This is a genomic window from Paracoccus sp. 22332, from assembly GCF_052045125.1.
GTDB classification, from domain to species: domain Bacteria; phylum Pseudomonadota; class Alphaproteobacteria; order Rhodobacterales; family Rhodobacteraceae; genus Paracoccus; species Paracoccus haematequi_A.
The window spans coordinates 1-22,680 of the sequence record NZ_JBQEOI010000044.1 but is presented as its reverse complement, the minus strand read 5'-3'; the positions used below and the strand labels follow the sequence as shown (position 1 = coordinate 22,680).

Sequence of the window (22,680 nt, the reverse complement as noted above, 5' to 3'; positions counted from 1 at the left end):
CTAACACGCTGGAGGCCGACTTCTGCGTCGAGGCGTTGAATGAGGCCATCCACCGCTTCGGCGCGCCGGGGATCATGAATACGGACCAGGGCTCATAGTTCACGTCCTTCGCCTGGACTGATCGGCTGAAGCGCGTTGGCACCCGGATCTCCATGGGCGGCAAAGGACGCTGCATCGACAACGTCTTCATAGAGCGCCTCTAGCGATCCCTGAAGGATGAATGCGTCTACCTGCACGCCTGGGACACAGGTTCACAGGCAAAGTCTGCCATCGGTCAATGGATGACCTTCTACAATCACCGACGGCCCCACACCGCCCATGGCGGGCAGCCGCCCGCCGGGGTCTACTTCAACAGCATCGAAACCGATCAGCAGACGAAGGCAGTAGCTTAAATCAGCCGGAAAGCTGTCCAGGGATCGGGGAGGAGCTCACAGCGCTTCCGAAAGTCACAGCCTAGGCCGCCAACCAGCCACCATCTACCGGCAGCACGGTTCCAGTAATGAAGCTTGCCTCCTCTCCAAGCAGGAAGGCTGCCGCTGAGGCCGGTTCTTCGGGACGCCCAAACCTGGCCATTGCGTGACGCTTGCGAGAAGCTTCACGGTGGGTCTCGTTAACATTGCGGAAGGCTCGATCCATCATTGGCGTCTCTATCGCACCCGGCGCGATGGCATTGACCCTTATTCCCTGCTGCGTGTAATCCAGCGCCAGGCTTCGACACAGGGCATTGATCGCCCCCTTCGATGCGGCATAGGCGGCGCAGTCGCGTCCGCCTGCAAGGGACATCTGGGACGAGCAGAGCACGATCGCCCCCTGCCGCTGCGCAAGCGCAGGCAGGAAGGCCTGGATGGTGCGCACTGTCCCGAAGACATTGACCTCGAACACGCGGTGCCAGGAGGAGAGATCGACCTGGTCAAGGCGCCCGGGCATCTCGATGCCGGCGAAGGTGGCGATGCCATCAAGGCCTTTCGAACAGCCGCGGGCCAGTTCGGCCAGTTCGCTTGCGTCACAGACATTGGCGATCAGGCATTCCGCGCTGTCCGGCATGGGGGCGGGAAAGCAGCGGTCGATTGCCAGCACGCGCGCGCCTTGCCGGCACAGAAGGGTCGTGGTCGCAAGACCGATGCCGCTTCCCGCCCCCGTCACCGCGAATGTCCGGCCTTCGAAACGCAGGCCCGTCAAAACGCGTGGTCCTTCAGCCATTCGACATAATCCGTCAGCCCTTGGCTGAAGGACACCCGGGGAGACCAGCCCAGCTCGCGGGCCGCAAGGCTCAGGTCCATCTGCCCCTGCACATCACTGCCCGGCAAAGTGCCGGAGCCGACCTCGATCCGCGCGGCCGGATGGCGTTCGGCGACCATCCGGCAGATGTCGCGCACGGACAGAACCTCGGCACCGTTGACATTGTAGGCGGCAGAGGGCAGCGCCTCGGCGGCCCAGGCTGCAAGGACCGCCTCGACCACGTCATCGACATGCACGAATTGCAGCAGGTGATCGCCCCCTTCGGCGATGACATAAGGCGCCGTGGCCGAAGATCGCATCGCGGGCTGGATGATCGCGTCCGTCACCCGGCCCGGCCCGTAAACCCAGCCGATCCTTAGGGCGACCGCGCTGAGCCCGTAACTGCGCGCATGGCTTTGGATCAGCAGGTCGGAGGCGGCCTTGCTGGTGCCATAGGCATTAGTGGCCGTGAGCGGGGCCGTTTCGTCCACCAGATCGCGTCCGGGCGTGTCCCCATAGGCGGAGACCGAGGACAGGCCGACGAAGCGGCGCAAGCCGAAGCTTCGCGCCAACGCCAGAAGACCGGCCGTGCCGCTGATGTTGATGTCGATGACCTCGGCCGGATTGTCGGTCATCACCATCGGCCCGGAAATCCCGCCGCAATGGATGATGCTGTCGCAACCCGCAACCATCGGCGCGTGGCGCAAGGCATCGCGTGCGTCGGCCACGTAGAAGTCGCACCCGATATCCCCGGACGGCGCCCGGACATCGGTGCCGATCACGCGCCTTCCCCGATCCATCAAGGCCTGGGTGATGCGGTGGCCGATGAAGCCCGCCGCCCCCGTGACCAGGACCGCCCTTGCAGAGTCTGACATGTCCACGCCCTAGCCGATGTCGGTTTCTTCGCGGCCGCGCACGAATTGCGACACGGTCACGGCCAGGATCAGTGCCGCGCCGTTGAAGGCGCTTGTGACCCACAGCGGGATGCCCAGCATGGTCAGGCCCGTGATGCCGGTGGACAGGAAATAGACCGAGATCACCGCGCCCCAGGGATTGAACCGCCCCGGAATGATCGCGGTGGCGCCCAGATAGGCGGCGGCAAAGGCGGGCAGCAGGAAGTTCAGCCCCGAGAAGGGGTCGGCGGCGCCCAGAAGCCCTGCATAGATCACTCCGCCAAGCGCAGCCAGCATGCCCGAGGCGACAAGGCATCCCACGCGGACCTTCGACACGTCGATCCCGGACAGGCGCGCCACCTCGCGTCCCCGGCCGACGAATAGGATGCGCCGGCCCAGCGGCGTGAACTCGAACACCAGCCAGATCACCAGCGCAATGGCGATCACGTAGTAGAAGGCATAGGAAATACCGAACAGCCGTCCGCGCACCACCATGTCGATCAGCATGGGCGAGATGCCCCCGATGGTCGAGGAATTGGTCATCCACTGGACAGCCCCGGTGATGATCGAGGTCGTGCCTAGCGTCACCACAAGGGACGGGATGCGGACATAGACGATGAAAAAGGCATTGATCAGCCCCACGACCGCGCCGCCCGCCAGGGCAATGGCCACGGCATAACCGATGGGCATCCCGCCCACGGCATTCAGCACGCCGATGGTCACGGCGGACAGGGTCAGGTTGGCCCCGACCGACAGGTCATAGTCGCCCGCCGTTAGCGGAATCACCAGCGCCAACGCCAGCATCGCGCCGGGTGCCTGGGTGGCGAACATGATCGAGAAGTTCGTCCAGGTCAGGAAGATGCCGGGCAGGGTCAGGCCGAAGGCGGCGATCATCACCAACCAGACACCGACCAGTCCGAAACGCTCGGCAAGGTTCTTCAGGTCCAGGCCGCGACGCGGCGTCGCCTCACGCGACAAGAGTGGAGTGTCCATAGCAGGCCTCTGCGATATTGTCCTTCGAGATGTCCGAACCCGAAAGTTCGGCAACGATGCGCCCACGCGAGAAGATCAGCACCCGCGTGCACAGGTCGGCAAGTTGTTCGGCATCCGAGCTGGCGCAGATGACCCCCGCCCCCCTTGCGGCCGCATCGCGGATCACGCCGAAGATCTGCTGCCGGGTTCCCACGTCCACGCCCTGCGTCGGCTCGTCCAGCATCAGCAGGCCGGGATCGCGGATCATCCACTTGGCCAGCAGGACCTTCTGAGCATTTCCGCCGCTGAGTTGGCCCAATCGCATGGCAGGGTTGTTGGGACGCACCTCGTATTCGGTGGAAAGCGCCTCGGCACGCTGCGCCATGGCCCGCAGGTTCAGCCCCGTCCGGCCCATGAAGCTGTCGAAATCCAGCAGCAGCATGTTGTCACGCACCGTCAGGCCGGTGACGCCACTGGCGCCCGGCCGGTCGGACGGCAGCAAGGCCATCTTGCGCGCGATGGCAACCTTGGGCGTCATCGCGTTTAGGGCAAGCCGCTTGCCATCGATTTCCAGCGTCCCGCGGCTGGCCCGCTTGGCGCCGAAGATCAGATAGGGCACACGTTCGTAGCCCGACCCCAGCAATCCGGTCATACCAAGGATCTCGCCCTCGGCCACCTTGATCACCGGCACGCTCAGCCCTGGCTCGTCGATGTCCGAGACCATGGCCTTGATCCGGCGCCGGCCCTGCGGGGTGGGGGCCGTCACGCTGCGTGCCACGCGGCGGCCGATGATGCCCTCGACGAAATCGCCATGGCTGGCGTCCCTGGTGACAAGCGTGCCGCTGACAAGCCCGTCGCGCAGAATGGTCGCGCGGTCGGTGATCTCGCGCACCTCGTCGATGTCATGCGAGATGAAGATGACGCTGTTACCCTGCCCCACCACCTGGCGGACCAGCGCGAAAAGCCGCTCGACCCCTTCCTTGGGCAGGAAGGGCGTGGGTTCGTCCAGGATCAGCAGGCCGCGGCCCGCCTGGTCGTCCGCGGTCCGCAGATCCTCGGCCGCGCGCATGATGGCCAGAAGCGCGTGGTCGGTCTGCGACAGGCTGCCGGTCCGGGCGTTCAGGTCCAGGCTGACGCCGAACCGCTCGAACGTCGCCCGTGCCGCCCGCCGTTCCGCACGCCAGTCGATCCTCAGGCCGGGCGCCGTGACCGAGGCCACGCGCAGGTTTTCCAGCATGCTCAGCGAGGGCACGAGTCCCAAGTGCTGGTGGACGAAGGCCATGCCGAAGTCGCGGAACGTGCCGGGCGGCATGGGGAAGGGCAGTTCCCGCCCGAAGACGGCGATGGTGCCGCCGGGATCGGGCGCATGGAAGCCTGCAAGAACCTTGACGAAGGTGGACTTGCCGCAGCCGTTCTGGCCCAGAAGGCCATGCACCTCGCCCGGGGCCACGTCGAAATCGACCCCCTTGAGGGCGCGGGCGCCCCCGAAGGTCTTTGCAATCTTGCTGACCCGCAGGGCGGGAACGGTCGCTGTCGGGGTCATCGTTGCGATCCTGTCCAAGGCGCCGCGATCACTTCAGCTGCCAGGTCTCGTGGAAGCCTTTCACATAATCCTCGCCATAGCCCTTGTTGGCCTCGGCAGGAACGCCGGCGGTTTCGATATTCTCGGCGTCGAAGATGTAAAGCGGCACTGCAAGCTGCTTGGGCATCTCCATCCCGGCCAGGTTGCGCATGTAGCCGTCGATGGTCGCCCGGGCGACCCAGTCGAGGCTTTCGCCCACGTCCATCTCGACCTTGCCGTCGCGGATGAAGTCCAGCACGAAGGGGGTGCCGTTACCGGTGGCGATCTTCACAGTCTCGCCCTTGCCGGTCAGCTCGACCGCCGGGACGACGAACTGGCTCATACTGTCATAGATCGGAATGACATAGTTGGCCGTCGGGTTCGAGATCAGCGCCGACTGCACCGAGGGCTGGATCTTCGTGCCCCATTCGGTGATGCCTACGTTGATTTCCTGCAGGATCGTGCAGCTCGGGCAGTTCTGTTCGAAGGCGTCGCGGATCCCCTTGACCAGCGGGGCCGTGGGCGGGACCTCGTCTGACTTGACCACGATGATGTTGGCCGCGCCGCCGGTCTTGACGATGGCCCAGTTGCCCAGGATCCAGCCTTGGTCATAGAAGCTGAATGGAAGATCGCCGGCCAGCAGCGGGTTCGCGGGCTGCGACGGGTCATAGAAGTGCGAGGTGAACACCTTCACCCCCGCGGCCTTGGCGGCTTCCAGCTGCGGCTCGACCACGGCGGGGTTCACGCCCGAGATCAGGTCGACAATGTCGAAGTCGTTGGCAATGGCATATTCGATGCCCTGCACCCACTGGTTCGGCTGGCCCTGGTTTTCCCATTCGCGAACCTCCAGTCCAATTTCCTTTCCGACCTCGATCTCGCGCTGGATGATCCCCTTCAGGAACTGGTTCGAGCTGGTGTTCGGGATCGAAAGCATCTTCTTGCCTTCGGCTACGGCGCGGATATCGAAAGGCTCGCCAGGTGCCTCGAAGACGGGCACGGAACGATGGGACTCGACGATCTCGGTTGCCCTGGCCAGCCCTTCGGATACTTCATCCGCCTGGATCGAAGCACTGGCCGCCAGCATCAGGACCAGCGCCCAGGTCGTGGCACGCCACGTCTGCCCACACGTCATCTTCATGGTAATCTTCCCTGTTGAAATGGTTGCCACGCTTTTCGCATGCGCTTGCAATCAGCATTTTCCGAATCGGTTTTCTTGTCAACTCCCTTGTCGCGGCAACGCGCCCTGGTTCCGATAAAGACTGAATATTGATTTGATTATTGGCGGTTGTGCAATCTAACCGAGGCAGGCGGCACTGTTTTCTTGACACAGCGCTCCAAGCCTTCCAATCTGAATGCGTATGCGAACACAGGGAAGACCATGGCAAATCATCTGGAACTGGGATTGTTCCTGCCCAGCACAAGTGGCGGTCTCATCATCGCCAAGGGAACGCCGCCGCAGAATGAGCCGACCTGGGCGCTGAATCGCGACGTGACGCTGGCCGCGGAAGCGGGCGGAATGGATTTCGTCTTGTCGCAGGTCAAGTGGCGGGGCTATGGCGGCGAGACCGGGCACTGGGACAGCGCGCTGGAATCCTTTACGCTGATGTCGGCCCTGGCGGCGGTCACCTCCCGGATCAGGCTCTTCGCCTCTTGCGCGGTGCGGACGGTCAATCCAGCAGTGCTGGCGAAGATGGCCGCGACTGTCGATTCGGTTGCCGGGGGCCGCTTCGGCGTGAACATCGTCGCGGGCTGGAACAAGTTCGAATACGCACAGATGGGCTTGTGGAGCGATGACGACTACTACCTCAATCGGTACGAGTATGCTGACGAGTATCTGACGATTCTCAAGCGGCTGTGGAGCGAGGAGGAAGTTACGTTCAAAGGCAAGTATTTCGAACTGGATGCCTGCCGATCCTGGCCCAAGCCCGCAAAGCCTTTGCAGGTCGTCTGCGCCGGTCAGTCCGAGGGAGCCCTGGATTTTGTGTCACGCCAATCCGATTTTTCCTTCGTGGGTCGGATGAACGATACGCCGGAACAACTGGGCGAGGTCGTCAGGCGCATCAGCGGCATGGCCGAGGGCCATGGTCGGTCGGTCAAGTCCTATACGCTTCTGAACGTCATCGCCGCCCCCACCGATGCCCAGGCCGAGGCCGAGCGCCAGCATTACCTGGACAACAAGGATGACGAGGCGATCAGGAACTTCCTGCAGGCCTCGGGCATGGACGTGAACCGCGCAGACTACCTGAAGCTGGATCCGGCTACGGTCACGTTCATGTCGATCCCCTGCATTGCGGCATCCTATGACAAGGTCGCGGCCTATCTGGACCACCTTGCGGATGAGGGACTGCACGGCGTCTGCCTGACCTTCCCGGACTTTGCCACCGATGTGCCAGATTTCATCGCCAACGTGATGCCGCGCCTGAAATCGCGCGGGGCCGCCGAGGCAGCTTGACCCCCAGCCTCCCCGCTGACCGATCATCTGCGGGGCTTTTCTTGTGGAAAGGACACCTGATGGGACAGGAAGCGGAATCTCCGCCTGCAATGTCAGCCCAGGACGGACGCGCGCTGCGAAACCTTCTGGGGCATTATCCGACGGGCGTTTGCGCCATCACGACACTTGGCACGGACCGGATGCCCGTGGCCATGATCGTCGGCACCTTTACCTCGGTCTCGCTCGACCCGCCGCTGGTCGGGTTCCTGCCGGCAAGAAGCTCCTCGACCTGGCCGGTGTTGCGGCAGTCGGGGCGCTTCTGCGTCAACATCCTGTCTGCCGATCAGTCCACATTGTGCCGGCAATTGTCCGGCAAGGGGATGGATCGCTTTGCCGGCGTGTCTTGGCGTCCTTCCCCCTTGGGCGACCCGGTACTTGACGGCGTCGTCGCCTGGATCCATTGTCGGCTGGAGGCGATCAGCGAGGCCGGGGACCACGATTTTGTCCTGGGCCGCGTTCAGGCCATGGCTGTCGAAAGCGGCGGTGCGCCCCTGGTCTTTCATCGCGGCACGCTTGGCCGCGTTGCCTGAGGTTGGCATGCATCCTTTTCAATTTCACACGACCCCCGGCCTGATCGTCAAGGCGGGCGTGACCGCGCGCCTGGCGGCACTGGCCGGCAGCCTTCTTGGGCCCCGCATCCTTCTTGTCACCGACCCTGGCATCCTGCACCTTGGCCTGCATGCCGCTGCCCTGGCCGACCTGGAAGCCGCCGGCCACAAGATCGCCGCCTTCGCCGAGGTCGAGGCGGACCCGTCGCGCGACACCCTTCTGAAGGCCGTGGCCCTTGGCCGCGACGCGGGCGTGACCGGCGTGCTGGGTTTTGGCGGCGGGTCATCGCTGGACGTGGCGAAGCTGGCCGCGCTTCTGCTGGGCTCGAGCGAGGATCTGGACAGGGCATGGGGCGTCGGCCTTGCCAAGGGGCCGCGCCTGCCGCTGGTCCTGGTGCCCACAACCGCAGGCACCGGCTCCGAGGTCACGCCTGTCGCTATCATCACCGTGGGCGAGGGCGAGAAGCGCGGTGTCTCCTCGACCGTGATCCTGCCCGACCTGGCGGTACTGGATGCAGACCTAACGCTGTCGCTGCCGCCCGCCGTCACGGCGGCCACCGGCATTGATGCCATGGTTCACGCGATCGAGGCCTATTCCTCGGCTAATGCCAACAACAACCCGCTGAGCCGCATGCTGGCGATGCAGGCGCTGGACCTGCTGTCGGCCAATATCGAAACTGCGGTTTTCGACGGCAGCGACAAGGATGCGCGGCAGGCCATGCTGCTGGGTTCGCTGCTCGCGGGACAGGCCTTTGCCAATTCGCCGGTGGCGGCCGTTCATGCCCTAGCTTATCCGCTGGGCGGGCTGTTCCATATCCCGCACGGGTTGTCGAATGCGCTGGTCCTGCCGCAGGTGATGCGCTTCACGCTGCCAAGCGCGGCGCCAGACTATGCCGCCCTTGCGCCCGCCTTCGACGTATCGCTTGCCGATGTTGCGGACGAAACATCGCGGGCCGAGGCCTTCATAGACGCGCTTGCGGCGCTGTCCGCCCGGCTGGGATTGCCGCAGCGGTTGCGCGACGCCGGGGTGCCTGAAAGCGCGCTGCCGCAACTGGCGGCGGATGCAATGAAGCAGACCCGGCTTCTGGTCAACAACCCCCGCCCGGTGACCGAAGCGGATGCGCTGGCGATCTATACCGCCGCCTGGTGAACCCGTTTCCTGAAACAAAGGCGCCCGGGAATGTTCCGGGCGCCTTCGGTCCTTGTCGCGAGGGTTGTTATTCCGCCGCCATGCGCTCGGGCGGGGTGAAGCCGAACGAGAAGGGTTCGGGCTCGCCCCGTTCGTCGCGCATCGCCTTGCGGCGCGCCTCGGTTGCGGCGGCGTCCAGCTTGCCCTCGGGCGTCAGGATGACGCCATAGTCGCTTTCAGCCTTGGCCCTGGACACGAGGTCATAGGAAACGTCGCGCACCACCAGGGTCGCATCGCGTTCCAGCGGATCGCCCCACCCACCCGAACCGGCCGTGATGAAGATCACCTTGTCACCCGGCTTCACGGCGAGGTTGTCGATCTTCGAGGGGATCCGCTCGCGTTCGGTTGAACCGGCCCGCAGGATCCACTTTTCCGACGTGCCGCCGAACTGGCCACCGTTGATGCCCCATGGCGGAACCACCTCGCGGTCGTCGTGGATCGAGATCACCCCGGCTTCCATGACCCGATAGACCTTCTCGATCCCCGCACCCCCGCGATGCAGGCCTGCGCCGCCGGAATCGCGCACCGGGCGATAGCTGTCGATCAGGATCGGATAATAGTTCTCGATATACTCGATCGGCGTCGCCGAGAAGAGCGGCCACCAGGCATGTCCGTCCAGCCCGTCGCCACGGGGACGGCCGGGAACGCCGCCGAACAGCAGCTCCATTAGCTGGAAATACCGCCCTTCGCCATCCGTGCCGGTGAAGATGAAATGCGGCGAGGTGCCATAACCCGCCGCCATGGACAGGTGCGGTGCCCGCTGGCCAAGCGCGCCCGCCTGGCAATCGAAGAAGCGGGTATGGGTGTTCAGGCGGTTCGACAGCGCCGCCGGGAACTTGGGGTTCAGCAAGGATCCTTCGGGCAGGATTATCTCGAACAGGTCATAGAAGCCTTCGTTGAAGTTCACCGAGGGATCGAAGGCCATGATCATGTAGACCCCGAAGAACAGCTTGCACAGCCCTTCGTGGATATGGAAGTTGATCGGCCCCGGCGCCTGGTCGTCGGTCCCCGTGAAGTCGAACACCGCCTTGTCGCCGCGGCGATAGATCGACAGCTTGATGAGGAAGGAACCGTTGCCCAGGCCGTCGTCATCGACCCAGTCTTCGAAGACCGCGGGTTCTTCGGTGATGTACTTGTCGATGATGACCTTCATCGCGTCGCGGGTGCGCAGCATCAGCAGGTCGCAGGCGGCCAGATAGGTGTCGCGCCCGAAGCGGCTGCACAGCTCGCAGACACGGATGCCGGCCGTGCGGCAGCCTGCGATCAGCGCCATCAGGTCGGCCCGGTTCATGTCCGGCGTGCGGCTGTTGTTCAGCATGATGTCGAGGACGCCCTCGTTCAGCACGCCCTTGCTGTAGATGCGCACCGGGGGCACGCGCAGCCCTTCCTCCCAGATCGTGCGTGCATTCGCGGGCATCGATCCGGGCACCGTGCCGCCCACGTCGTTCATGTGGCCGAAGATCGACGAAAAGCCGACATGCACCCCTTCGTGGAAGATCGGCATCATCACGCACCAGTCGTTGTTATGCGAGATGGACCCCTTGCAGGCATAGGGGTCGTTCCAGACGAAGACGTCGCCTTCGTTGATGTCGCCGCCGAACTTTTCCACCACGGCGGGGATATAGGAGCCGAACTGCCCGACGATCATCTGCCCGGCGGGGTTGCAGATCATCGGGAATTCGTCGTGCTGTTCCCGCACGGCGGGCGATAGGGCGATGCGCACCACCACATTGTCCATCTCAAACCGGGCATTCTTTAGCGCGTTTTCGATGATATCCAGAGTGATCGGGTCAACATGCTTGGTCATAGTTCAGTTTCCCTTGTCAGCGGGCCAGATCAGAAGGTTGCCGAACTGGTCGACTTCGGCAAAATGACGCGGCAGCAGGACGGTGGTTGAGTCGTATTGGCGGATAATCGCTGGCCCCGGGATCTTGGTACCAACCGCTAGCTTTGCCCGATCATAGTTCGGCGTATCGACCCAGGCATCGTCGAACCAGGCGGGCCGGGTTTCGATCAGGGCGGCGGACAGGTCATGGTCGCCCCCTGTTAGGGGCTGCTGATCGACAGGAGGCGTGGCGCCGACAGCCACGACGCGCAGCGCGACGATTTCGACCGGCACGTGGAAGCGCACGCCGTAAAGCCGTTCGTGCAGCCCGTGGAATTGGTCGAACACCGGCTCCAGCGCGCCTGCCCCGGCCACCAGACCGGCGTCGATCTCGACCGAAACCTCGTAGCCCTGCTGTTCGTAGCGCAGATCCAGCGTGTAGATCAGGCGACGGTCGGCATCGGCCACCTCCTGTTCGTCCAGCCAGGCGCGGCCGCGGGTGGCCAGTTCGGCAAAACGGTCCCAGATCATCGCAGGCTCAATGTCGCGCGACGACCGGATGAAGGTCTGCACAAACTCGTTCTTGAACTCGGATTCCAGGAAGCCGAGCGCGGATAGCACCCCCGCATTGTTCGGCACGACGCATGGGTAGCAACCCAGAAGCGCGGACATGGCATTGGCATGCAGCGGACCTGCTCCCCCGAAGGCAAGAATGCCGAAGTCACGGGGATCAAGGCCACGCTGGACAGTGATGACGCGCAGCGCGCCCAGCATCACCTCGTTTGCGATCTGAAGGATGCCCTTGGCGGCACTTTCCACCGATAGGCCCAGCTTGTCACCAATAGTCTGGATCGCCTTACGGGCCGCTTCGATGTCCAGGCTCATGTCACCAGAAAGCAGCACCGGCGGAAGATAGCCCAGCACGGCATTCGCGTCCGACACCGTCGGTTCCGTGCCGCCCCGGCTATAGCAGACCGGCCCCGGCTGTGCGCCCGCGCTGCGCGGACCGACGCGCAGCGATCGGGTCAGATCCGACACTTCGGCAATCGAACCGCCACCTGCGCCGACCGACCGCACGTCCATAGTCGGCACCTTGGCCGGGAAGGCTCCCACCTCGGTCGAGCGCGAGATCGTCGGCTTGCCGTCGATGATCACCGACACGTCGGTTGAGGTTCCACCCATATCAAAGGCCAGAAGGTCATAACCGGTCCGCTTCGACACCATCGCGGTCGAGGTCACACCGCCAGCCGGGCCGGACAGAACCGTATGGACCGGCCGGTCCCCCGCAGCCTTGGCGGACATAAGGCCGCCGTCGGACCGCACAATATGGAGGTGCGAACGCACCTCGTTCGCAGCCAACCGGCCTTCGATGCGGTCGAGATAGCGGGTCATGATCGGACGCACATAGTCGTTCATGACAGTTGTAATGGTGCGGTCATATTCCCGAAATTCGGGCAGGATGTCGGACGAGAGGGAAACTGGAATTGACGGGTAGCGTTCGGCGACAATGTCGCGCAGGCGCTGCTCGTGGATGGAGTTTGCATAGGAATGCATAAGCGAGATGGTCAGTGCTTCGATTCCACTCGTGCAAAGTTCATCGATGATCTTGGTCGCGGCTTCCTCGTCCAGGTCGCGGACAATCTCACCCTTGGCCGAGATGCGTTCAGGAATACCGCGCGTGTCGTCCAGTGTGGCCAGCGGAGTTGGCTTGTCCATGACGATCCAACCGAACAGCGGGCCGGGTGTCCAGCTTTTCGCCAGATGTAGAACATATTCGAAGCCTTCGCTGGTCAGAAGTCCGACGCGGGCACCTTTTCCCTCTAGAACTGCGTTGGTTGCAACGGTTGTACCGTGCAGAACCATCTCTAGATCCTTGGGCGCAATTCCTGCTTTCTCGCAGATCAGCCGCACGCCCTCGGCAACGCCGATCGATTGGTCCTGCGGGGTGGACGGCGTCTTGGACTGCCATACTCTTCCAGTCATTTCGTCATGCAGCAGGAGGTCCGTGAACGTCCCCCCGACATCAACACCAAGCCTCATTGCCGGCGCTCCCTGTTGGTTCGTGTTGTCGTTGGCATTCACAGATCAACCGGGCCGCCCCAATTAGATATTGAATGCGCATGCAAATGACCATAGTTTGGCAGGCAAGCACGATGCAAGAGGTTTCGCATGACAAAAGCGCCAGAGCGGCCGCCAAGCGCGTCCGGTGGGCCCAGGACGCTTTACGACAAGGTCTGGGATGCACATGTGGTCAAATCCTATACGGATGGCACGGACCTGATCTATATCGACCGGCACCTGGTGCAGGAGGTTTCATCCCCCCAGGCCTTCGCCGGGATCGAGGTCGCGAATCACCCCCTGCGCCGTCCCGATGCGCATATTTCTGTCGCCGATCATGCGGTTCCCACCCAGGATCGCCATCTGTCGCTGCGCGAAGGGCTGGCTGCGGCCCAGGTCGCGCGGCTTCGCCAGAATGCTCGCCGCCATGGCATGACCTATATCCCGATGCGGGACCGGCGGCATGGCATCGTCCATGTGATCGGGCCGGAACTGGGCTTCACGCTGCCCGGCGTTACGCTGGTTTGCGGCGACAGCCATACCAGCACGCATGGGGCGTTCGGCGCGCTCAGCTTCGGCATCGGTGCCAGCGAATGTGAATGCGTATTCTCGGCCCAGGTGCTGCGGCAGAAGCGGCAGAAGCGGATGCGAGTAACCATCTCGGGGCGGATGGCTCCGGGTGTCACGGTCAAGGACATCATCCTCTCGCTGATCGCGCAGATCGGTGTCAACGGCGGCGCGGGCCATGCCATCGAATATGCCGGCACGACCGTCCGGGCGATGTCGATGGAACAGCGCATGACCCTTTGCAACATGACCATCGAAGCCGGGGCGCGGGTCGGGATGATCGCGCCCGACGAGACCACCCTGGCTTGGGTCCGCGGCCGTCCGCTAGCCCCCCTGCCCGAGGACGAGCCTGCGGCCCTGGCCCATTGGGCGGATCTGTACAGCGACCCCAAGGCCTTCTTCGACCGAGAGGTCCAGATCGACGCATCGGCCCTTGCGCCGCATGTCAGTTGGGGCACCACGCCCGAGGAATCTCTGCCGGTCACGGGCCATGTCCCCGATCCGGGGCGCATCGGCGATCCCTCGCGCCGCGCCCGAATGGAACGCAGCCTGGCCTATATGGGACTGACCCCAGGGCAGGCCTTGCAGGACATCGTCATTCACCGCGTCTTCATCGGATCCTGCACCAATGGTCGGCTGGAGGATCTGCGCCGCGCGGCCAGCGTCGTGCAGGGCCGCCATGTAGCGCCCGGCGTCACCGCCATCGTTGTTCCGGGTTCCGCCCAAGTCCGCGCCGGGGCCGAGGCCGAAGGGCTGGACCGCATTTTCCTGGACGCGGGCTTCGAATGGCGCGCCTCGGGCTGCTCGATGTGCGTAGCCATGAACGACGACCGGCTGGCCGAGGGGGAGCGCTGCGCCTCGACCTCGAACCGCAACTTCGAGGGGCGGCAGGGCAAGGGGGGCCGGACCCATCTGATGAGCCCGGAAATGGCGGCCGCCGCCGCGCTGACCGGCCGCCTGTGCGACGTGCGCGAGGTCGCGGCATGACCCCCGATCCCTTTGTGCGCTTGACCTCGGTTGCGGCACCCTTCCCGGAAGGACAGATCGACACCGACGTGATCTTCCCTGCCCGTTTCCTGCTGCTGATGGAAAAGAAGGGCTTGGGCAAGCATCTGTTCCACGAACGCCGCGCCAGGGGCGGCTTCGTGCTGGATACGCCGCCCTTCGACAAGGCGCAGATCCTGGTCACGGGCCCGGATTTCGGCACCGGCTCCAGCCGGGAGCAGGCGGTCTGGGCCTTGGCCGACTTTGGCATCCGCTGCGTGATCGGCACCAGCTTCGGCGAGATCTTTCATGCCAACTGCTTTCGCAGCTGCGTGCTTCCCATCGTGCTGCCGCCCGAGGATCATGGCCGCGTAATGGCTGAGGCCCAGGCCGGTCGGGAAATCACGGTTGACCTGCCCCGGCAGGCGATCCTGCTGGCCGATGGCACCCGCATCGGCTTTCCCATCGAACCCCATCGGAAACAGTCACTGCTGGACGGCCTTGACGAGATCGGCGCTATCCTGCGCGACGATGCCGCCGACATCGCCGCCTTCGAGGCCGCGCAGCGCCGCCGGAAGCCTTGGCTTTACCTGCGCCCGGAACAGCTTGCCCATTTCAACGACATCCAGGAGAGCGACGAATGACCGAGGATCTTGGCGAGAATTATGCCCGCGCCTATGGCGGGCGCCTTGGCTTCGGAAAGAAGCCGGCGCTGATCCTGATCGACCTGGTGCGCGCCTATTTCGACCCCGAATGCGACCTGTGGGCCGATTGCGACGCGGCGCTCGCCTCGGCCATCCGGCTGCGGGACGCGGCGCGCGTGGCGGGCATTCCGGTCATCTATACCAATGTCGTCTACCACCCCAAGGCCCTGGATGGCGGGCGCTTCTTCCAGAAAGCCCTGCCGCTGCGCCACTTCCTGCGCGGCAGCAGATGGGGTGACTGGGCCCCCGGCCTGGTGCCGAACGAGGACGAGCTGGTCATCTCCAAGCAATATGCCAGCGTCTTCTTCGGAACCTCGCTGTCCTCGACCCTGACGACGATGGGCGTGGATACGGTGATCCTGACCGGCGTTTCCACCTCGGGCTGCGTGCGCGCCTCCTGCGTGGATGCCAACAGCCACGGCTTCATCCCTCTGATCCCGCGCGAGGCCGTGGGCGACCGCCACCCTGCCCCCCACGAGGCGAACCTGTTCGACATGAATGCGAAATATGGGGACGTGATTTCCGAAGCCGAAACCCTGACCTATCTTGCCGGATTGAAAGCATGACCAAACCCAGCCTGAAAGCCGCGCTTGCCGCGGGGAAATTCGTCGCCGCCCCCGGCCTGCACGACATGATCACCGCTGCGGTGGCCAATCGCTATGACATCGATTTCGCCTATGCCTCGGGCTACTGGATGACGGCCTCGGCCCATGGCCTGCCCGATGCGGGCATTGCCACCTATTCGCAGATGGTGGACCGGGTCGCGACCCTTTGCCGGGTCAGCAAGGCCGCGATCATCGCCGATGCCGATACCGGCTATGGCGGCTTGCTGAACGTCCATCACACCGTCCGCGGATACGAGGACGCGGGCGTCGTCGGCGTCCAGATCGAGGATCAGGAATTCCCCAAGAAATGCGGCCACACGCCTTTCAAGCGCGTGGTTCCGGTCATCGACATGGTGGAAAAGATCAAGGTCGCCTGCGAGGCGCGGCGTTCGCCCGAAACCCTGATCATCGCCCGCACCGATGCGCGCCAGTCCGAGGGCTATGAAGGCGCCATGGCCCGCGGCTTGGCCTTCGCCGAGGCCGGCGCGGATGTCATCTTCCTCGAGGCGCTGGAAAGCGAGGACGAGATGCGCGACGCCTGCAAGCGCATCCGCGCGCCGATGATGGCCAACATGGCCGATGGCGGCAAGACCCCGATCCGCAGCGCCAAGGAACTGGAGGAGATCGGTTATGCGATGGCGATCTATCCGTCCATGACAGGGCTTGCCGCCGCGCAGGCCGCGGCGACCGCGTTGGAAGCCTTCCTGGAGCATGGCACCTCGCAGACGCCCGCGCAGCCGCTGTTCGACTTTGCCGAGTTCAACCAGCTGATTGGCTTCCCCGAAGTTTGGGATTTCGAGCGCCGCTGGGCCCGCGACCGGAAGGCTGGCTGAGATGGCCCTGACCGCTTGCATCGGTTGCGGCAATGTCGGCCGTGCCTGGGCCGTCGTCTTTGCCCGTGCCGGGCATGACGTCGTGCTTCATGATGCCGATCCGGCGCAGGTCGCGGCAGCCCTGCCCTTGATCCGCGTCACGCTGGACCAGCTGGACCGCGCCGGACAGCTTCACGGAGATACGGACAGCGTGCTGGCGCGGATCCGCCCTGCCGCCAGCATCGCCGACGCGGTGTCCGGCGCCACGCATGTGCAAGAAAGCGTACGCGAGGATCTGGAGATCAAGCGCGCCGTGATGTCCGAGATTGGCGCCCATGCGCCGGCCGACTGCATCATCGCCTCCTCGACATCAGCGCTGCGCGGTTCGACCTTCCTCGAACATGTCGCGAGGCCGGGCCGCGCGCTTGTGGCCCATCCGGTCAATCCTCCCTCGCTGATCCCGCTGGTGGAACTCTGCGGCAGCAGCCTGACCGATGCCGCCACCCTCGCGCGCACCCACAACTTCATGACCGCCCTGGGGATGAAGCCCGTGACCTTGCGCAGGGAAATCGACGGCTTCCTGCTGAACCGGCTGCAATACACGCTGGTGGCCGAGGCGATGCACCTGGTCGGCGAAGGCTATTGCTCGGCCGAGGATATCGACCGGGTGATGACCGACGGCTTGGCGCTGCGCTGGCTGTCCATTGGGCCCTTTGCCACGGCGAATCTGAACGCCACGGCGGGCTTTGCCGGCTTTGTCAGCCAGCTGGGCCCGATGATGCGCCGCATGGGCGAGGATGCGCGGACCGATTACGCCTGGGGCGACGACTTGGCCCAGCGGATCCATGCCGACATGGCGGCCCGGGTTCCCGTGGCCAACATCCCGGCATGGCAGGCCTGGCGCGACGGCCGGATCCTTGCCGCCCGCAAGGCCCAGGCCGAGGGCCAGGCCGAACAGCCGGGCTGACGGGTCAGGCCTGGCGCGGGATCGTGTCGCGCCAGATCAGCTTGCCCGGAACCTTGATGTCGATGCCCGGCTCGATCTCGGCGCCCGGATTGTCGAGGTCCAGGAGCTTCAGCGTCTCGTCCACCATCTCCCTGGCGGGCTGGCTGATCGTGGTCAGCCGATAAGGCCAGCGGTCGGCCTCGTCGATATTGTCGAAGCCCCCGAACATTACGTCCTGGGGGATCGTCACCCCCATGTGACCCCGCAAGGCATCCATCGCGCCCATGGCCATGGTGTCGTTGATGCCGAAGATCGCGTCGGGGATCGGCTTCTTTTCGTCCCGAAAGGCCTGCAGGGTCGCCGCATGGGCCCCATCATAGACTGACTGGCCTTCCAGTTCCAGGATACGACTGCGGGGGATTCCTTCCTCCAGCAACCGCTCGGCGAAGCCTTGCAGTCGGTCTTGGCTTGTGGTGCCCTTGGGGTCGCCCTTCAGCACCGCAAAGCTGCGCGCGCCCGCTAGCAGCAAGGCCTCGGCCATCAGCCGGCCGCCACCGGCATTGTCGCAGCGGACGCCTGACGCATCGGACCCGGGGATATAGCGGTTGAACAGAACGACCGGAATACCGCGATCGTGGCACATGCTGGTCATGCGCGTCGACAACTGGGCCGAGGTCAGGATGATCCCATCTACCTGATAACGCAGCACTCGCATCAAGGCGTTGTCGCTGCTGCCGCCATTAGGGACTGTGAAGGTCAAGATTTGGGTTCCGCGCGCCTGCAAGGCTTCGATCAGCGACTTCAGCACCAGCACGTAGAAGGGATTGTCCAGGTTGCCCAGGATCACCGCCACCATGTTGGTGCGCCGCGTCGTCAGACTGGAGGCAATGGAATTCGGCACATAGTTCAGCTTGCGCGCCGCGGCCAGGATCAGTTCGCGCTTGGCGGGCGAGATCGACGATCCCGGCGTGAAGGCCCTGGAAACAGCCGACTGGGACACGCCTGCCAATGCGGCCACGTCCAGGGAGGTGACGCGCCCACCAATGTTCTTCATCGCAATCTCCTTGCCGCATGATCCCGCCCCGCCGCAGGATGCGTCAATTCGCATCCCCCCAATCCGAAGAAGCAAAGGTCACCGCCCACAATTAGCATACGTATTCAAGCGTAGGCAACAAGGCGCTGGCAGGCTGACGGTGGGAACCCTATTCGGCGGTCCATCCTCCATCTACCAGCACATGCGTTCCTGTTATCATCGCCGATGCGTCCGAAGCCAGGAAGACGACCGGTCCCATGATGTCTTCCAATTCTCCAAGGCGTCCCAGCTTGATCTTGCTTTCGATCCAAGTGCGGCGGGCGGGAATGGAAAGGGTCTGCTCGGCCAAGGGCGTGCGGATGAAGGTGGGGCAAAGGGTGTTCACCCGAATTCGGTGCGGCCCCCACTCGATGGCCATGGACTTGGTCATGCCCTCCAACGCGTGCTTGGTCGCGGCATAGACCGCCCGGTCTGGTCCGCCCACCAGGCCCATTTGGGACGAGACGTTGATCAGGCTGCCGGGCTTGCCTGCCGCGATCAGACCTCGCGCTACTTCGCGGGTCAGGAAATAAGCGGCACGCAGGTTGAGGCACATAACGGTGTCGTAGTCTGCAGCAACGGTATCGAGTGCTGGGCCGTGCCGGGCAAGGCCTGCGGCATTAACCAGGATGTCATAAGACGCCTCGCCTACACAGGCAGCCGTGGCTGCAAGATCGGTAATGTCAAGCACGCGGGCCTCGGCATTGCCGCCAGCAGCGCGGATTGCGTCCCGCGCGTTCAGGAGTTCGGACTGACGGCGTGCCATTAGCCAAACCTCGGCCCCGGCCCCGGCCAGGGCTGCGGCTGAGGCAAGGCCGATGCCCGACGACGCACCGGTCACAAGCGCGCGTTTGCCGTCCAAGCGAAAGGACGGCATGCGTGGAAGCGGCGTCATCTCCTATTCCGCCGCGACACCATAGGGGACGTTGCGGTGTCCATAACGACGGACGCGGATATTGCATTGCTCGGCATGGCCGACGAAGCCCTCCAGCATGCAAAGGCGCGAACCATAGGCGCCAATTAGGGTCGCCGCTTCGTCTGTGGTGACACGCTGATAGCTGTGGGTCTTGAGAAATTTTCCTACCCACAGTCCGCCCGTATAACGACCGGCCTTCTGCGTCGGCAGCGTGTGGTTAGTGCCGATTACCTTGTCACCGTTTGCGACATTCGTCCGTGGTCCCAGGAACAGTGCGCCATAGCTATGCATGTTCTCAAGATACCAGTCGTCGCGGTTGGTCATGACCTGTACATGCTCAGAGGCGATGTCGTTAGCTACCTCCAGCATCTCGTCATGGGTGTCGCATAGAATGACCTCGCCGTAATCCTGCCAGCTTTTCCGAGCCGTCTCGGCCGTGGGAAGGATCGACAAAAGGCGTTCGATCTCGGCCAATGTTTCCTTGACCAGCTTGCGGCTGTTGGTCACCAGAACGGCGGGTGAGTTGTAGCCATGCTCCGCTTGGCCCAGCAAATCGGTTGCGCACATCTCGGCATCGACCGTGTCATCAGCAATGACCATCGTTTCGGTGGGGCCGGCGAACAGGTCGATCCCAACGCGGCCATAAAGCTGGCGCTTGGCTTCGGCCACGAAGGCGTTTCCAGGCCCGACAAGCATGTCGACGGGCTTGATTGTTTCAGTGCCAAGGGCCATGGCGCCAACGGCCTGCATCCCACCCAGCACATAGATTTCGTGCGCGCCTCCCATCTTCATCGCTGCAACTATAGCCGGATGCGGTGCGCCGTTCACGGGAGGAGCTGAGGCGACGATCCGCGGCACTTCTGCCACGCTAGCAGTCAGAACCGACATATGGGCACTGGCTACCATAGGGAATTTGCCGCCCGGCACGTAGCAGCCGACCGACTGCACGGGGATGTTGCGGTGGCCCAGAATCACGCCCGGCATTGTCTCAACTTCGATATCCGTCATGCTGGCACGTTGGGCCAGGGCAAAGCGACGGATCTGATCCTGCGCAAAGCGGATGTCCTCAATGTCACGCGCACTGACCTTGTGCATTGCCGCCTCGACCTCGGAGTCGGTCAGACGAAAGCTGGGCGGATCATACCTGTCGAATTTCGCCGAAAGCTCGCGAACGGCGGCATCCCCGCGCGTTTCAATGTCTTTCAGGACGGACTCCACAGTAGCGCGCACTTTAGCATCGTCCTCTGCGCGTGCGATTTCGGGCTTGCCCTGCTTTAGATACTGGATGGCCATGCATCATTCCTGCGTTCCGAGTTCTTGGCGTCCAGTGTCGTGGCGAACGGGCGAAAAACAAGCAAAGGCAAAGGTGGTGAAAATATTTCAGCCGCTGTCCCGTTCAACCAGCGTGACAGGCACCACGCGGATCGTTCCTTCGGCGGTAGTATGGGCCAGTTGGGCCTCGATTAAGTCGACTGCCTCCGCCGCCATCCGTTCCAACGGCTGGCGCACTGTTGTAAGCCGGTAGGAAGCCCAGCTGGCCATGGCGACGTCGTCGAAACCGATGATTGCGACATCGTCAGGTACCCGCATCTTCAGGTCGCGAGCGGCATCCAGCGCCGCCAGTGCCATCAGATCATTGATGCAGAAGATCGCATCCGGTGCCGGACGCATGCCCAGCAACTCCCTTGCGGCGGCCAGGCTGGTCGCATAATCGTAGCGTCCCGACGGGCTGCCGATCAGCTCCTGGCCCGCGCTTTCCAGCACATCAATGAAGCCGCGTCGCCGTTCCAGATGGGTCGAGGTGTCCTGCCGGCCGCCGATCAGCGCAAGACGCCGGCGGCTAGTGGTCAGGAAGCGATGAGCGACCATGCGCCCCCCGCTGTAGTTGTCGCAGGTAACCGCGGTCATGCAGGCGTCCGGCTGCACGCGGTTGAACAGAACCGCAGGCATGTGGGCTTCGCGGCAAGCACGGGCGATGCGGGACGACATCAAGGAGGATGTCACGACAACCGCATCAGACCTGAACGCCAGAACCTGATCCATGACGGCGTCGACTTCCGCCTGAGGGGGAACGGCATGCAACACCATGCGGCGCCCGCGGGCAGCCAGTTCCCGCGACAAGGCATTGGCTGCCATGGGATAGAACGGATTCTCCAAATCGGCCGCCACCAGCGTCACTGTGTTCGTCGTGATGCGGGACAAAGCCCGGTGGATCGGTGATTGATAGCCCAGATCCGCCGCAGTCCGGAGGATAGCCTCGCGCAGTGCCGGCGCTATAGGGGCTTCGGGCCGAAAGGCGCGGGATACTGCCGCCACAGACGTTCCCACAGCCGCCGCCACATCTCTAGCCGTCAGTTTCATCAGTGACCTGCAGCGCCGAAAGATTTTCACATGGCCAGAATAGCAGTTTGAGCGAAAGGCAACATTTGGATTCATCGGCCTTCTCAAGCCTGCAGCGGTTCACCATCGGAATTCATTAGTAATGAACCGCACCGGTTTTTCCGGCGGCTGATTACGGTTAGTTACGCGGCCAGGGATCAGTTTCCAGAGCTGCGTAGAAGTTTGCCTCTGCTTCCGAAGGCGGGATGTTCCCGATTGGCTCGAGAAGACGGCGGTTGTTGAACCATTCCACCCATTCGAGCGTCGCGTACTCCACGGCTTCTAAGCTGCGCCATGGGCCGCGGCGGTGGATGACCTCCGCCTTGAACATATGAAGGGGAGCGTGGCCCCAGTGGGGCCGCGTAAGCCCCGTAATGGTTGATCGTCTCGGCCAAGGCGTTGTCGTAACTGTCGCCGACGCTGCCCACCAAGGGTTCAATCCCGGCTTCTGCCAAACGTTCAGTGGAACGAATAGACAGGTATTGCGAGCCCCTGTCGCTGTGGTGAACCAGCCCCATGCCCTTTCCGGGGCGGCGATTATGTACCGCCTGTTCCAGGGCATCGAGAACGAACCCCGTATGCGCCGAGTTGCTGACGCGCCAGCCAACGATCTTGCGGGCATAGGCGTCGATGACGAAAGCGACATAGGTGAAATCCGACACCCACAGCATATTCGGTGCCGGAACACGGAACTGGCGGTTACCTTGTCCAGCGGACACGGCGCCTTCTTGTCCGGGATCGTCGTCCGATGCGGCTTGCCCCTGATAATACCTTGAATACCCATATCATTCATCAATCTTGCGACTGTGCAGCGGGCGACATCGAAGCCCTCACGACCAAGCTGCCGCCAGACTTTCCGAACCCCATAGACCCGCCAGTTCTCTTCGAAGACCCGAAGGATCTCGGGGCGCAGGCCGCGTATGACCGAGGAGCTGAACGA

General features: G+C 63.6%; 20 protein-coding genes and 1 pseudogene. 9 read left to right on the top strand and 12 right to left on the bottom strand.

The genetic code is table 11. The annotated features are described in order from the left end of the window. The first annotated feature begins 209 nt into the window (after positions 1-209). A complete protein-coding gene (locus ACTJI6_RS20705; protein WP_440801250.1) occupies positions 210-392 on the top strand; it encodes an integrase core domain-containing protein in 183 nt (60 codons plus the stop codon). A gap of 61 nt (positions 393-453) precedes the next feature. Here ACTJI6_RS20705 and ACTJI6_RS20700 read toward each other — a convergent pair whose 3' ends face one another. The 5 genes from ACTJI6_RS20700 to ACTJI6_RS20680 are packed head-to-tail and all read right to left on the bottom strand — an operon-like array spanning position 454 to position 5,782. Next, positions 454-1,200 (bottom strand): SDR family NAD(P)-dependent oxidoreductase, encoded by a 747-nt coding sequence (locus ACTJI6_RS20700; RefSeq protein WP_440803312.1) that lies wholly within the window; start codon positions 1,198-1,200, stop codon positions 454-456. Next, positions 1,176-2,093 carry an NAD-dependent epimerase/dehydratase family protein gene (locus ACTJI6_RS20695; protein ID WP_440803311.1) on the bottom strand — a complete coding sequence of 306 codons (918 nt, stop codon included), beginning with the start codon at positions 2,091-2,093 and terminating at the stop codon, positions 1,176-1,178. Before ACTJI6_RS20695 ends, ACTJI6_RS20700 begins: the two co-directional genes overlap by 25 nt. A 9-nt stretch (positions 2,094-2,102) precedes the next feature. Next, positions 2,103-3,104, bottom strand: a complete 1,002-nt coding sequence (locus ACTJI6_RS20690; protein WP_440803309.1) for an ABC transporter permease — start codon at positions 3,102-3,104, stop codon at positions 2,103-2,105. Next, positions 3,079-4,626: a sugar ABC transporter ATP-binding protein gene (locus ACTJI6_RS20685; RefSeq protein WP_440803307.1), complete on the bottom strand. Its 1,548-nt coding sequence runs from the start codon at positions 4,624-4,626 to the stop codon at positions 3,079-3,081. The genes ACTJI6_RS20690 and ACTJI6_RS20685 overlap by 26 nt, the downstream gene beginning before the upstream one ends. 28 nt (positions 4,627-4,654) lie before the next feature. Continuing rightward, complete coding sequence (locus ACTJI6_RS20680) at positions 4,655-5,782, bottom strand: sugar ABC transporter substrate-binding protein (protein ID WP_440803305.1); 1,128 nt, start codon at positions 5,780-5,782, stop codon at positions 4,655-4,657. Between the two features lie 240 nt (positions 5,783-6,022). On the opposite strand from ACTJI6_RS20680, the gene ACTJI6_RS20675 reads away from it, so the two are divergent. The 3 genes from ACTJI6_RS20675 to ACTJI6_RS20665 are packed head-to-tail and all read left to right on the top strand — an operon-like array spanning position 6,023 to position 8,833. Beyond that, positions 6,023-7,096 (top strand): LLM class flavin-dependent oxidoreductase, encoded by a 1,074-nt coding sequence (locus tag ACTJI6_RS20675; protein ID WP_440803304.1) that lies wholly within the window; start codon positions 6,023-6,025, stop codon positions 7,094-7,096. Between the two features lie 59 nt (positions 7,097-7,155). Continuing rightward, entirely contained in the window at positions 7,156-7,665 is a 510-nt protein-coding gene (locus ACTJI6_RS20670; protein WP_440803302.1) for a flavin reductase family protein, read from the top strand. Between the two features lie 7 nt (positions 7,666-7,672). Beyond that, complete coding sequence (locus ACTJI6_RS20665) at positions 7,673-8,833, top strand: iron-containing alcohol dehydrogenase (RefSeq protein ID WP_440803301.1); 1,161 nt, start codon at positions 7,673-7,675, stop codon at positions 8,831-8,833. Positions 8,834-8,900: 67 nt separating this feature from the next. Here the strand turns inward: ACTJI6_RS20665 and ACTJI6_RS20660 are convergent, their stop codons facing one another. Next, a complete protein-coding gene (locus ACTJI6_RS20660) occupies positions 8,901-10,679 on the bottom strand; it encodes a hydantoinase B/oxoprolinase family protein (protein ID WP_440803300.1) in 1,779 nt (592 codons plus the stop codon). Between the two features lie 3 nt (positions 10,680-10,682). Beyond that, positions 10,683-12,737 (bottom strand): hydantoinase/oxoprolinase family protein, encoded by a 2,055-nt coding sequence (locus ACTJI6_RS20655; RefSeq protein WP_440803299.1) that lies wholly within the window; start codon positions 12,735-12,737, stop codon positions 10,683-10,685. A gap of 129 nt (positions 12,738-12,866) precedes the next feature. Between ACTJI6_RS20655 and leuC the strand changes: the two genes are divergently transcribed. The 5 genes from leuC to ACTJI6_RS20630 are packed head-to-tail and all read left to right on the top strand — an operon-like array spanning position 12,867 to position 17,394. Then, positions 12,867-14,309 (top strand): 3-isopropylmalate dehydratase large subunit, encoded by a 1,443-nt coding sequence (leuC, locus tag ACTJI6_RS20650; RefSeq protein ID WP_440803298.1) that lies wholly within the window; start codon positions 12,867-12,869, stop codon positions 14,307-14,309. Next, the gene (gene leuD / locus ACTJI6_RS20645; protein ID WP_440803296.1) at positions 14,306-14,950 is read left to right on the top strand and encodes a 3-isopropylmalate dehydratase small subunit; all 645 of its coding nucleotides are present in this window, start codon (positions 14,306-14,308) and stop codon (positions 14,948-14,950) included. Before leuC ends, leuD begins: the two co-directional genes overlap by 4 nt. After that, the gene (locus ACTJI6_RS20640) at positions 14,947-15,576 is read left to right on the top strand and encodes an isochorismatase family protein (protein ID WP_440803295.1); all 630 of its coding nucleotides are present in this window, start codon (positions 14,947-14,949) and stop codon (positions 15,574-15,576) included. The genes leuD and ACTJI6_RS20640 overlap by 4 nt, the downstream gene beginning before the upstream one ends. Continuing rightward, on the top strand, positions 15,573-16,448 hold the full coding sequence (locus ACTJI6_RS20635; RefSeq protein WP_440803293.1) for an isocitrate lyase/PEP mutase family protein: 876 nt from the start codon (positions 15,573-15,575) through the stop codon (positions 16,446-16,448). Before ACTJI6_RS20640 ends, ACTJI6_RS20635 begins: the two co-directional genes overlap by 4 nt. A 1-nt stretch (position 16,449) precedes the next feature. Continuing rightward, positions 16,450-17,394, top strand: coding sequence for a 3-hydroxyacyl-CoA dehydrogenase (locus ACTJI6_RS20630; RefSeq protein ID WP_440803292.1), 945 nt, complete (start codon positions 16,450-16,452; stop codon positions 17,392-17,394). A 4-nt stretch (positions 17,395-17,398) separates the two neighbouring features. Here the strand turns inward: ACTJI6_RS20630 and ACTJI6_RS20625 are convergent, their stop codons facing one another. From ACTJI6_RS20625 to ACTJI6_RS20605, 5 genes and pseudogenes are all read right to left on the bottom strand, one after another. Continuing rightward, the gene (locus tag ACTJI6_RS20625; RefSeq protein WP_440803290.1) at positions 17,399-18,427 is read right to left on the bottom strand and encodes a LacI family DNA-binding transcriptional regulator; all 1,029 of its coding nucleotides are present in this window, start codon (positions 18,425-18,427) and stop codon (positions 17,399-17,401) included. A gap of 148 nt (positions 18,428-18,575) precedes the next feature. Continuing rightward, on the bottom strand, positions 18,576-19,340 hold the full coding sequence (locus tag ACTJI6_RS20620; RefSeq protein ID WP_440803289.1) for an SDR family NAD(P)-dependent oxidoreductase: 765 nt from the start codon (positions 19,338-19,340) through the stop codon (positions 18,576-18,578). 3 nt (positions 19,341-19,343) lie between these two features. After that, positions 19,344-20,654: a histidinol dehydrogenase gene (gene hisD / locus ACTJI6_RS20615; protein WP_440803288.1), complete on the bottom strand. Its 1,311-nt coding sequence runs from the start codon at positions 20,652-20,654 to the stop codon at positions 19,344-19,346. Positions 20,655-20,741: 87 nt separating this feature from the next. Next, positions 20,742-21,722: a LacI family DNA-binding transcriptional regulator gene (locus ACTJI6_RS20610; protein WP_440803287.1), complete on the bottom strand. Its 981-nt coding sequence runs from the start codon at positions 21,720-21,722 to the stop codon at positions 20,742-20,744. 157 nt (positions 21,723-21,879) lie between these two features. Then, positions 21,880-22,680 (bottom strand): annotated as a pseudogene (locus ACTJI6_RS20605) (IS3 family transposase); the annotation flags it as partial.